The 12,183-nt window shown below is 72.1% G+C and carries 7 protein-coding genes; 4 read left to right on the forward strand and 3 right to left on the reverse strand.

Annotated elements, in window-relative coordinates; genetic code table 11:
* Positions 1-92 precede the first annotated feature (92 nt).
* Together QUY26_RS01315 and QUY26_RS01320 are read right to left on the reverse strand one after the other, a co-directional pair.
* On the reverse strand, positions 93-737 hold the full coding sequence (locus QUY26_RS01315; RefSeq protein ID WP_289943242.1) for a tetratricopeptide repeat-containing protein: 645 nt from the start codon (positions 735-737) through the stop codon (positions 93-95).
* A gap of 53 nt (positions 738-790) precedes the next feature.
* Positions 791-967: a hypothetical protein gene (locus QUY26_RS01320; protein WP_289943243.1), complete on the reverse strand. Its 177-nt coding sequence runs from the start codon at positions 965-967 to the stop codon at positions 791-793.
* Positions 968-1,186: 219 nt separating this feature from the next.
* On the opposite strand from QUY26_RS01320, the gene QUY26_RS01325 reads away from it, so the two are divergent.
* Complete coding sequence (locus QUY26_RS01325) at positions 1,187-1,714, forward strand: hypothetical protein (protein WP_289943244.1); 528 nt, start codon at positions 1,187-1,189, stop codon at positions 1,712-1,714.
* Between the two features lie 109 nt (positions 1,715-1,823).
* Here QUY26_RS01325 and gap read toward each other — a convergent pair whose 3' ends face one another.
* Positions 1,824-2,828, reverse strand: a complete 1,005-nt coding sequence (gene gap / locus QUY26_RS01330; protein ID WP_289943245.1) for a type I glyceraldehyde-3-phosphate dehydrogenase — start codon at positions 2,826-2,828, stop codon at positions 1,824-1,826.
* A 112-nt stretch (positions 2,829-2,940) separates the two neighbouring features.
* Here gap and QUY26_RS01335 point away from each other — a divergent pair, with 112 nt between their 5' ends.
* The 3 genes from QUY26_RS01335 (at position 2,941) to QUY26_RS01345 (ending at position 12,011) form a co-directional block, all read left to right on the forward strand.
* On the forward strand, positions 2,941-3,420 hold the full coding sequence (locus tag QUY26_RS01335; protein ID WP_289943246.1) for a MarR family winged helix-turn-helix transcriptional regulator: 480 nt from the start codon (positions 2,941-2,943) through the stop codon (positions 3,418-3,420).
* A 732-nt stretch (positions 3,421-4,152) separates the two neighbouring features.
* The gene (locus QUY26_RS01340) at positions 4,153-7,875 is read left to right on the forward strand and encodes a hypothetical protein (RefSeq protein WP_289943247.1); all 3,723 of its coding nucleotides are present in this window, start codon (positions 4,153-4,155) and stop codon (positions 7,873-7,875) included.
* 2 nt (positions 7,876-7,877) lie between these two features.
* On the forward strand, positions 7,878-12,011 hold the full coding sequence (locus QUY26_RS01345) for a hypothetical protein (RefSeq protein ID WP_289943248.1): 4,134 nt from the start codon (positions 7,878-7,880) through the stop codon (positions 12,009-12,011).
* Positions 12,012-12,183 lie beyond the last annotated feature (172 nt).

Below are 12,183 nucleotides of genomic sequence, written 5' to 3' on the forward strand. Positions count from 1 at the left end.
GTGATCCCCGGGCCTCGGCGCACGGTGGTCACCGGCCGTCGGCCGCCGCCGCACCGGCTCACCGGCGAGCACCGGCCGGGGCTCGCATGCCCTCAGTAGCCGGTGACGTCGGCTGCTTCGACGTCCCGGCAGCCCGCGCGGCGGCGCTGGGCGCGGGCGAGGTTCCTGCGGCTCGTGGCCACCTGCGGGTGATCGGGGCCGAGGGCGCGGCAGCGTGCGACGAGCACCGCCTCGTTCTCGGCCCTGGCCTCGTCCACCCTGCCCTGGTCGAGGAGGATCGCGGCGTGGTTGCTGGGGCTGGTCAGCGTGTCGAGATCCAGCGGCCGTGGTGCTTCCTGCCTGATGCGCAGGGTGGCGCGGTGCTCGGCTTCCGACTCGCGCCACTCGCCCTGGGCGTAGAGCACTTCGGCGAGGTTGTTGCGGCTGCGCAGGGTGTCCGCGTGGTGCTCCCCGAACACGTCCGCGTCGTCGAGGAGCACCCGCGCGCCGTCGGCGTCGGTGAGCGGCTCGACGGCGTGCAGGACCGCGCCGTCGCCCCGGACGAGGGGGCCGGCCTGACGGCTGGTCACCAGGACGAGGCCGCTGAGCGAACCGCGGATGACGCCGTCGCCGTCCCGGATCGGGACGCCGGGCGCGGTCTGTTCCTCGGGGGCGTCCACGTTGTCGAAGACGAGCACCCAGCCGGACGCGCCGTCCAGGTGCGCCCACACCAGGTCGGGCAGCCGTCGAGTGCTCATCCGGGCCCGGTCGACGCGTCCTTCGTCGGCGCCGAGACCTCGGGCCAGAGCGATCAGGGCGGTGTCGAGCGCGGCGCCGTCGGGGACCCGCAGCCACCAGGTCGGCAGGCCGCGGGCGCGGGCCCGGGCGCAGGTCTCCAGGCGAGGGAGGTCTCGCCGCAGCCGCCGACCCCGTACAGCACGTGGAAGCAGCCGTCGGGCGCGGTGGCGAGCCGGGTGAGCCGCGCCACGGTGGCATCTCGGCCGCGGATGCGGCCGGGGCCGCAGTCCCCAGGGCGGTACCGGGGAGTCCGTTCCCCGACGCGCCGGGCCACCGTGCCGCCCGTCCATTGTGCCCGGCTCCGGACGTCAGGGATGTCGCATTCTCACCCTTGGAGAAGATCTGAAGAACGTGAAGAATCCGTGTCCGTCCTGACACGTAACTCGTGTGACATCCGTGAGGAGAAACCTTGCGCCCGATCAAGTTGGCTCTGTCCCTCGGCGCCGCCTCCGTGCTGGTGGCCGCCGGAGCGGCGAGCCCTGCCGCGGCCGCGCCGGACGGCAACGGAAAGGCGATGACCTGGACGCTGCTGGCCGACGGCCCCAGCGGCACGGTCCAGGTGGGCGGTGGCCCGCTCAGCGACGCGTACACCGGTGACACGGCGGTCACGACAGCTCTGCCGGTGCTCTGCCTGAAGATCGACAACAGCAAGGCGCCCACCGGCATCACCCCCAGTTTCTACGCCGGTTGGGCCCGCGGCACCGTCGCCGCGAGCAACCCGATCCGGGGCACCCGCCTGACCAGCCGCGCCGTCGCCGACAACGTCTGCGCCAACACCTTCGGCGCGGGCTGGCGGATGGCCGAGTTCCACGACGGCCGGTACGGCCCGAACCTGGAGAGCTCCGGCGGCTGGAGCTACTGGGCCAAGGGCGAGGTGCCCGCGGGCACCCGCTTCTGGACGGCGATCGACGACCAGCCCGCGAACCCCTGGAACTGAGCCGCCCGCGAGGAACCGCTCCGGTCCGCCGCCCCCAGCGGCGGGCCGGAGCCCCCTTGCGCACGCACGGACCGGCTGAGCCCCCCCCCTGGGGGGAACTCCGGTGTGGTCAGAGCCTGCCGCCCACGAGGAGCGCCAGATCGACGAGCCGGTTCGCGTACCCCCATTCGTTGTCGTACCAGCCGACCACCTTCACCTGTGGGCCCAGGACGCGCGTGAGCCCGGCGTCGAAGACGCAGGAGGCCGGGTCGCCCGTGATGTCGGTGCTGACGAGCGGGGCGTCGGTGGCCGTGAGCAGGCCCTTGAGCGGGCCCGCGGCGGCCTCCGCGTACGCGGCGTTGACCTCCTCGACCGTGGTGGCGCGCGTGGTCGTGACGGTCAGATCGGTGACCGAGCCGGTGGGGACGGGCACCCGCAGCGAGAACGCGTCGAGGCGGCCCTGGAGTTCGGGCAGTACCAGGCCGATGGCCTTGGCCGCGCCGCTGGAGGTGGGGACGATGTTGAGGGCTGCGGCACGTGCCCGGCGCGGGTCGTTGTGCGGGGCGTCCTGGAGGTTCTGGTCCTGGGTGTAGGCGTGGACGGTGGTCATCATTCCGGATTCGATGCCGACGGCGTCGTGCAGCACCTTGGCCAGCAGGGCGAGGCAGTTGGTGGTGCAGGAGGCGTTCGAGATGACGGTGTGGCGCTCGGGGTCGTACGTGTCCTCGTTCACGCCGAGCACGACCGTCGCGTCTTCGCCGTCGGCCGGGGCGGCGATGATGACCTTCTTCGCGCCGCCTTCCACATGCGCCCGCGCCTTCGCCGCCGCGGTGAACACGCCGGTGGACTCGATGACCACGTCCACGCCGAGGTCACCCCAGGGCAGGCCGGCGGGGTCGCGTTCGGCCAGGACCCGCACGGTCGCGCCGCCGACGCGGATGCCTGCGGGCTCGGCGGTGACCTCGCCGGGGTAGCGGCCGAGAACGGAGTCGTACGCGAGCAGATGAGCCATGGTGGACACGTCACCGAGGTCGTTCAGGGCGACGATCTCCAGGTCGGCGCCGCGGGCGGCCGCCGCCCGGAAGACATTGCGGCCGATCCGGCCGAAGCCGTTGATGCCTATGCGCACAGTCATGGGGCTGTCCCTTTCTCGCGTCTACGAGGCACACGGCACCCTCGCGGCAGGAGCGCGGGCACCGACGAGAACAGCATAAGCAACTTAATTAAGTGTGCGATATATTTTTGGGGTGGACGACAGCATGAAGAACAGCAGGATCGTGAAGAACGGCGTCGACGGCAGCCTGGACGTGGAGGCCTTCGCCGCCGCCGTCGAGAACTTCAACCGCTTCTACATCCGCCTGCCGGTCCTGGAGAAGCTGTCCTTCACCACGCTGTCGGTCCTGGACACCCTCGCCTTCGGGGACGGCCCGCTGCGCCTGAGCGACCTGGCCCGCAGCGAGCAGGTCAGCCAGCCCGGCATCACCCAGCTCGTCACCCGCCTCGAACGGGACGGCCTGGTCGAGCGCCGCCCCGACCCGAGCGACGGGCGCGCCGTCCTCGTCCACATCACCGAGGCCGGACGCCGCATCGGCCGGTCCCGGCACCAGGACCGGACCCGGCACCTGGCCCCCCTCATCGCCCAACTGACGCCCGAGCAGCGGCAGTCCATCACCGAGGCCCTGCCCGCCCTGACCCGCCTGGCCGAACTCGGGCGCGCCCGGCGGTGATCCGCGCGCACCACTCCGATCCGCGCACACCGCTCCGACCGCACACACCGTCGGAACCCAGCCAATCCGCAAGTTCACCCAATGGGGTGACAAGCGAGGCCGGCTGTAGACATGCGCCCCGTGGTGTCAGGGAGCCTGGGAGTGAGCAGTCACGGGGAGGGGGCAGGCATGCGGCAAGCGGTTGCTGAACGCGCCGGGACACGGCTCGCCCATGACGCGCGCGCACTTCCGTCCACCCGGGCTCTTTGGTCCGACGTGCGGGACACCGGGGCGGTGGCACCCCCGGTCGTACGCCTTCCGAGCCGTGCGAGTCGACCGAAACCGGCGGAGACGATAGCCCCGCGCGTGCGATAGAAAGCGTGTTGCAGAAAAGGGAACCACCCGTCACGGGACCGGTCCCCCCTCACGGGACTCGCCCCACCTCACATCCGCTCCTGCGGTCTCTCACTCGGCCCCGTCTTCAGCGCCTTCAGCGCCTTTCACGTCTCTCGCATCGCTCACGCCTCTCACATCCCTCACGTCTGCGCGCACCCGTGTGCCCGGTCCACTCCACGCGGCTCCGCGCCCTCATGTCTCACCGAGCGCCTCCACGAGCACGCCAGTCGGCGCGTTCGCCGTCACCCTGAGACAGCGCTCCGACCACGTCCGTCGCACGTTTCCAGCCCGACACATGGTTCAAGTGGGTCTCGGTCCGGCCGACGTCCCACGTCCGATGTCCCACGGGGGAATCGCATGTCCGTGCCACCGTCGCCCCAGCCCTACCGGCTCCTGCGCGCCACCGACCTCCTCGACCTTCACTTCCTCTTCCCGGGGCTGCGCATCGACCGTCCACTCATCGGGCCCCGCCGCCTGGTCCGCAAGGACCCCGCCCAACCGGCCCACCTGGTCGTCACGTTCGGCCCTCAACACGTCGCCGAACAGGCCTTCTTCGAAGTGAGCCCCGGCATCCCGGAACCGGATCCGCCGGCGGCCGCCCCCGGCGGCAGCGAACCGCACAAGCCGCCACCCGTCGCCTCCCGCATCGGCGGCCGCAGCGTCCTCGTGTTCGCCGTCGGCGCCCAGGACGTCATCCCGTACACGGAATCCGGGCTGCTCACCGCCATGCGGACGCTCCCCCTGCACGTCGTGGACGCGGCCCGGGAACCCGCAGCCGCGGCGGACCTGCGACAGGTCATGACCTGTCGGCCCGACGACGTCTTCCAGGCGCTGCGCCTCGCCCGGACCGTGGCGGAGCTCTCCTCCCGCCACGGCCCGGACGGCCCCGTCGCCGCGGGCCTCCGCAGCGCGCCCGCCCCGGCGGAACCGTTCGCGGACTCCGCCGGAGCAGCCGCCCTCGGCCCCGGCCCCGAGAACCCCCTGGCCGACCCCGCCAACCCGCGTACCGGCATCGAACTCCCCTACCGGCTGCTCCTGTCCCCGCCCCAGACGGCGACCTGGACGCACACCACCGAACTCCCCGACGCGGACGGCCGCATCGAGCTGTGGCACACCCGGCTGCCGGCGGGCGACGCCCGGGCGGTGTGGACACGCGACCCCGAGTTCGACCCCGCCGACCCGCGCCCGCTGGACCGCCCGAGCGAGTTCACGATGGCGCTGACCAGCACGGACCGCTCCTCCGTGGTGCACCTGAGCTGCAACACCAACCTGCCGGGCGACTTCGTGCCCGCGCCGGTGAAGGTCGACCACCTCGTCCTGTCGGCCCTCGGCGGCTGGCTCGACTCCCTCGGCGTATGGGAGCGGCCGCCCGTCGACTTCGGCGTCACGCAATGGCGGCACCGCGCCTCGATGGGCCGCGACCACTACGTCCGTGTCATGTACCGCGGACGGCTCTTCCCCTTCGGCCACCTCGCCGACCTCGTCAAGGTCACCGAGCGGAAGTTCGACCACGACCGCCCGGACAACGCGGCCTACCTCAACCAGCGGTTCTTCATCATGGTCCGCGAGCCGGTGCGGGCGTACGGCTCGGCGGCGGACAACGACGACCAGAAGCGGCTGCGCAGGCTCTTCCCCTTCACCAGCGTCCGGCTGCTCACCCTGGTCACACCGGACCTGCTGCCGCCGCAGCCGATCCCGGGCCTGTCCACGCCCGGCGGAGACCCCAACGACAAGTTCGCCTTCTTCCCGGTGACGTTCACGGAGGACCCCTTCCGGTTCCAGGTGAGCATGGTCGACCTCGACGGCCGCGTCCTCGAATTCGCCACGCCCATGGCGTTCGTGGGCAAGCGGGTGCACGAGAACGCCGACGACGTCGGGAAGATCATCCAGCACTACCACGGGCTCATCGATGACGCGCGGCGGCCGGAGCCACCGGACCTCACCGACGCCGACGTGCGGCGGGTCGTCGCGGACGTACGCGGCCAGTCCGTGGCGTACGCCCCGAGCCGCAAGCCCGACGACACGACCCTGCCCACCGCCCAATTCGTCTGGGGCGCCGTCACCACACCCTCGATCCTCGCCCTCGACCCCACCGACCACCCGCGGTTCCTGCCGACCGTGCGCTGGGCGCGGGCCGTGGTCCCCGCCCTGAGCCAGTTCACCACCGGCTTCGGCGGCGACCGGACGCAGTCGGTGTTCTATCCCGAGCCGTACGTGACCAACGCGTTCACCGAGGCGAACAAGGCGCAGCTGTTCATCGAGCTGGCCGAGCCCGTCGACCTGACGTTCCGCAACGGCGGGCAGACGGCGGGGGCGCTGGCCCAGCCCAACTTCCCGGTGGCGGGGCTCTCCCGGACCACGGGGCCGGTGGCCGCGAGCAGGACCACCGCCCTCGGCGGCGAGGCGGGCGCCGTGCCCGGCGTCGACAAGTGGGCCAAGCTCGCCCAGGGCCGGTTCAACCCGCTGGACTTCTTCGGGCAGCTCTCCGGAGCGAAGCTGTTCGGGATGTTCCCGCTCACCGAGATCATGAGCGAGATCGGCCTGGACAACCTCAGGGCCCCGAACTTCTTCACCGCGACCGTCAACGCGGTCACGGGATTCCTCAACGACCTGCGCGGGCTGCGCGATCTGCTCGCCTCGGTCGAGGAGCGCTTCCCCGAGATCGCCGACCAGGTCATCCGGGTGACGGACACGGCGGCGCTGTTCGCGCAGACCCTGATCGAGTTCATCACCAGCCATCTGGAACAGGACCCGGACCCGGTCCCCATCAGCGAGGTGGAGAACGCCTTCAACGCGTTCTCCGAGGCGCTGACCGCGCTGCGCGTCGCCCTGCCCGCCGCCGTGGACACCGGTGTACGGCAGCTGCTCACACGCGTCGCCGAGCAGGCCGCCACCTGGGACAGCGCCGTCAGCCAGGCGCTCGCCCTGAAGAAGGCGATCGAACTCGCCGCCCTGGGCGCCAAGTTGCCGGACGTCGTCAACTCCCGGCTGCAGTGGCAGCCCGACATCAAGCCCTGGTCCCCGGGCAAGCCGACGCCCACCACCCCCGAGGACGCCGTGTTCTGGCCGTTCGGCAAGCTGACGCTGGTCGCCGACCTGCGCGGCTCGCTGCGCCCGGACGTGCCCCAGGCCGCCGACGTCTCCTGCACGCTGGACGACTTCCAGCTGCGCATGGTGCCCGGCTTCGACGCGATCGTCCTGAAGTTCGACCGGATCCGATTCCAGATGCGCGCCGGGCAGAAGCCCGACGTCGAGGTGAAGTTCGGGGGCGTCGACTTCGTGGGGAACCTGGCGTTCGTCCAGACCCTGCGGAACATCATCCCGCTCGACGGCTTCAGCGACCCGCCCGCGATCACCGTCGACGGCTCGGGCATCCACGCGAACTTCTCCATGCAGCTGCCCAACGCCGCCGTCGGCGTCTTCAGCCTGGAGAACCTCTCCCTGAACGCCGCGCTCTCGGTGCCGTTCATCGGGGACACACCGCTGCAGGCCGGGTTCTCCTTCTGCCGCCGCGAGGCGCCGTTCCGGCTGACCGTGTCGATGCTGGGCGGCGGCGGCTACTTCGGGATCGTGCTGAACCCGAAGGAGATCGCCGTCCTGGACGCCGCCCTGGAGTTCGGGGCCGCCGTGTCCATGGACTTCGGCGTGGCCAGCGGCAGCCTGTCGGTGATGGCCGGGATCTACTTCCGCCTCGAACTGACCGGCGGCCCCGGTTCGGCCCGCAACAAGGTCAAGCTCGTCGGCTACGTCCGGGCGCGCGGCGAGGTCGACGTCCTCGGCATCGTCTCGGCGTCCATCGAGCTCTACCTGGAACTCGGCTACGAGGACGGCTACGCGGTCGGCCGCGCCAGCCTGACCATCAGCATCGAGATCGGCTTCTTCGAGACGTCGGTGACGATCCGCTGCGAGAAGCGGTTCGCCGGGAGCAGCGCGTCGTTCGCGCTCGCCGGTGGCGCGGCCGCCCCGGGCATCGCCCCGCCGACGTTCACCGACCTCATGTCCCCGTACGTGGACCCGGTGACCGGGACGCGCGTCGACCCCGTCTTCGACTACTGCACGGCCTTCGCGGAGGTGGCCTGACCATGGACAGCATCCGATGGACAGTGCTCCCGGACGGCGTCGTGGAGGGCGACGCGGTGCGGGTGTCGGTCCTCGTCAGCCCCAGCCTGACCGGGATCGACACGCTCGGGGCCTCGGCCTACTTCGTGAACTGGCCGAAGAAGCTCGTCGAGGTGCTGCTGCCCGCCCTGTGGCTGGAGTTCGACAGCCCGCGGGGCACGATCGTCAAGCAGTGGCAGCCGACCGGCCGCTATCCCGCGGCCGACGCCTCGCTGTGGCAGACCCTGTTCACGCCCGCCACGTTCGTCCGGCGGCCCGAGGCCCCCACCGCGTTCGCCGCGGCCGGGCCGCGCACCCTGCGGTCGTACCCGGGCAAGCTCGTGCACGACGAGGTGACCGGGGTGTACGAGGCGGTCGCGGTGTACACCACCCGGAACAGGCTGGGGGCGCACTGGGCCCGAGAGGAGCGGATGCTGTGCGAGGAACCGCCGACGGATCACCGCGGCTGGGAGCTGCCCGCGGTGTTCCGGATGACGGACATCATCTCGCAGCAGGTCCTCGACCTCGGCCGGGACGTGCAGACCGGGTTCGCGGCCGTGGAGGAGGCCTTCGACCCGCACGGTGACGGCCCGCGGGCGGCGGCGCCCGAGCACGAACCGCGCTTCGTGGACCGCACGAGCCCCTTCTACACCGACGAGGAAAGGCGGCGGATGCTGCCTCTCGCCGAGGCGGCACGCTTCTACGAGCGCGGCGAGGAACCCGCCCCGCTCGCCCGGCCGCCCGAGCACCGCGTGGACTTCCACGAGGCGTGCGGCCTCATCGGCGACTATCCGGAGCTGCAGCGCAGATTCGGCCTCGTCGTCGACCTGCGCTTCACGATGCCCTCGGCGGTGGCCGACGGGGCGAAGGTCCGGGTGCTGTTCGACGACAGCGCGACCGGCGACGCCCAGCTCAACGCCCCCGGCAAACGCCCCTGGACGAAGATCCGCTTCACCCGCGGCAGCGTCTTCGAAGCGGCCGAGGAGACCCCGGGAGCGCTCACCGGCCGGGTGCTGAACCTGAGCGACCCCGAGTCCTGGCACCTCACGGAGCTCGACGTGGACGGCGCGGCCCTCAAGCACATCGACTACGCCCGCTCCATCGACACCCAGAGCGGCGGTCTGCCCTCGGGCACGGGCTCGGTCGCCCAGCAGGTGACGGGCACCGGCACCCCCGCCGCCCGGGGCTCGGGCATCACGCTCCTGCACACCGACCGGGACCGGCGGCTGGCCGGTCTCATCGGCGCCGACGTCCGCCGCCGCACCACGGCCGCGGACGCCGAACTGACCGCCGAGAACCTGGTGCGCGGCTACCGCGTGGACATCGGCACCGTCGACCCGGCCACGGGCCTGGTGACGCAGTGGCGGTCGCTGCTGCGGCGCCGGGGCCGCTACGCGATCCGCAGGCCCGGGCAGCCGCCCGTCGAGATCCAGGTCCGCCCCGACGAGGGCACCGTGCGGGCCAGCGTCGTCACCGAGGACGGGGCCGACGACCGTCAGCTCTACGGCCACCAGGCCGTGTTCGGCTGGCACGGCTGGAGCCTGGCCGCGCCCCGTCCGGGCCGCACCATCGGCCTGGGCGACACGCCGGAGGAGCCCGCTCCGCCGGTCTCCCGGGAGGTGCCGCTCGACACCAAGTTCACCGCGGAGCCGGGCTCGCTGCCCGCGCTGCGCTACGGCCGGACGTATCGGATGCGGGCCCGGGTCGTCGACCTCGCGGGCAACAGCCTGGAGCACACGGCCGGTACGGCGGACAGCGCGCAGTCGGAGGCGATCACGTACGGCCGCTGGGAGCCGGTGCCGCAGCCGGTGGTGATCCCACTGCTTCCGTTCAACGAGGGCGAGTCCACCGAACGGCTCGTCATCCGCAGCACGGTCACCGACGACGGCCGGGAGATCTCCACCGACGAGTACGTCCTGTGGCGCTCGGACGTCCCCGACCACAAGGCGCGCTCCGACGTGGACGGCCTGGACCGGCGGTACAAGGCCATCGCCGAACGCCATCTGGCGCCGCCCAAGACCGCTCTGCAGATGGCCGAGGAGCACGGTGTGTTCGACGCCGCCTTCGGCGCGGGCAAGCCCGAGCGGCTGCGCCAGGAGTACGTCACCGTGGCCTCCCGCGAGGCCGGGTCCTTCCTGGACACGGTGGTGCGCGATCCCGAGTGGCCGTACCGGGAGCACGACCTGCTGCGCGAGGACAGCATCCACATCGCCAAGCACGACGTGCACGATCCGCTGCCCGTCACCGCGCTGCCGCTGCCCCGGCGCGGTGCGGGGCTGCAGCAGGGCGAGTTCGTGGTGCACGACTCCGACCAGCTGATCCTGCCCTATCTGCCGGACGTCCTCGCCGAGGGCGTGATGCTGCGCGGCCTGCCGGGCGACCGGGAGAACCGCAAGATCCCCTTCCCCGGACCGTGGCCGCAGGCGAAGCCGTTCAAGCTGCGCGTCCTGGAGGGCACCGGCGAGCCGCACTGGCACGACGGCCTGATCGAGCGGGTCCTGGAGGTCTTCCTGCCCAAGGGCACGATCGCCGAGGTCCGGCTCAGCTGCTATCTGGACGCGGCGAAGCTACCGCTGCTGCGGCAGTGGAACCTCCTGACCGGCTCGCAGTTCTGGGCGGATCTGCCGGAGCGGGACAGGACATTCGTGACGCGGGCCAGCGCCGACGGCGAGAACTGGATGCTCACGCCCTGGGTCGAACTGACCCTGGTGCACGCCGTGGAGAAACCCGTGCACCCGCCGGAGCTGAGCGACCTCGCCTCCGCCCGGGAGGCCGAGCAGACCGCCGCCCGGCTGACGGGCGAGCTGAGCAGCCACGCCGAGAGCAGCGGCCATGTCGAACTGGACGCCCACTGGAGCGAGTGGCTGGACGACGTCACCCAGCCCGCGCCGAGCCGCATCGACGGCCACACGCACCTGGAGGACATCAACCTGGCGTACACCGACGACGTGGAGCAGGTCAGCCGCACGCACGAGTTCGGCGACACGCGGCACCGCCACGTCCGCTACACACCGACCGCCGTGTCCCGCTTCCGCGAGTACTTCCACCCCAGCATCACGCAGGACCGCGGCACGGTCATCCGGGTCGGCCCGACGCACGCGCCGCTGCCGGTGCCCAGTTCCCGCAGGCCCGAGCCGCCGGCCGTGGCGTACGTCGTGCCGACCTTCCGCCGCCGGCGGACCGTCGACCACCAGCGGCTCACGGTCACCCAGCGGCGCGTATCGGCCGGACTGCGGGTCCATCTGAACCGGCCGTGGTTCTCCTCGGGGGACGACGAGATGCTGGCCGTCGTCCTCGACCCGGGCACGGCCCTCGAGGACCACCTCGCCACCCGCTGGGGCGTCGACCCCGTCTGGTCCACCACCCCGCCGCTGCCGAAGCCCACGGCCGCGCACTTCCCGAACGCGGAGCGGCGGCCCACGGGGCTGCGGCTCGCCGAGTCGCCGGACTCCGCGCCGGTCCTCGTCGACGCGGTGGCCTTCACGCCGAAGTACCACCAGGAGCGGCAGCTCTGGTACGTGGACATCGATGTGGACTTCGGCGCGGACGCCGGTGCGGCGGCGTACTTCCCCTATCTGCGCCTCGCCCTCGCCCGCTACCAGCCGTACTCGGTGGATCCGCTGCACCTGTCGAAGGTCGAGGTCGCGGAGTTCGCGCAGGTCACCCCGGAACGCACCCTGACCGGGCACCGGGAGGGCGACCGCCTCGCCATCGAGCTGAGGGGCCCGGCGACGTTCAACGAACTCGGTGAGATCAGCGGAACCGGGGTCGCCGCTGTCGCGGCGAGCCGCCGGGTCATGGTCACCCTGCAGAGCAGGGCGAGCCTCGGCGAGGACGACATGGACTGGAAGCAGGCCGCCGCCCCGCAGGACCTCGCCTGCCGGGCCGAGGGGGGCGGCTTCGTGTGGAGCGGCGGCATCCCCGCGCCCGACGGCCAGTTGCTGACCGTCTACCGCCTGCTCGTGCAGGAGTACGAGCTGTACCGCACCGACAAGGACACCGCCACGGACACCGTCACGGTCGACGGCCGGCCCGTGGCAGCGGCCCGCCGCCTCGTGCACGCCGACTACTTCGGCCTGACCGTCGGCCTCCTCGGCCGGCTCGACTTCGAACTGTAGGAGGACCGGCATGGGCAGACAGGCGATCACGGCCGGCGTGGCCGCACTGCTGACGGCCCTGACCTGGTCCACGCCCACCTCGGGCGCGCCCGAGGTGGGCCAACGCCCCGCAGCCGCACCGGGGCGGCGCCGATCTCGTCGTCCACCGCAGCGGGGGCGACTTCGGCTGTAC

The sequence above is a fragment of the Streptomyces flavofungini genome (genome assembly GCF_030388665.1).
GTDB lineage: Bacteria > Actinomycetota > Actinomycetes > Streptomycetales > Streptomycetaceae > Streptomyces > Streptomyces flavofungini_A.

Excerpts from the sequence above, each read along its gene's own strand:
- QUY26_RS01315 (WP_289943242.1), bottom strand. The coding sequence starts at position 737 with ATGAGCACTCGACGGCTGCCCGACCTGGTGTGGGCGCACCTGGACGGC.
- gap (WP_289943245.1), bottom strand. The coding sequence starts at position 2,828 with ATGACTGTGCGCATAGGCATCAACGGCTTCGGCCGGATCGGCCGCAAT.
- QUY26_RS01340 (WP_289943247.1), top strand. The coding sequence starts at position 4,153 with ATGTCCGTGCCACCGTCGCCCCAGCCCTACCGGCTCCTGCGCGCCACC.
- QUY26_RS01345 (WP_289943248.1), top strand. The coding sequence starts at position 7,878 with ATGGACAGCATCCGATGGACAGTGCTCCCGGACGGCGTCGTGGAGGGC.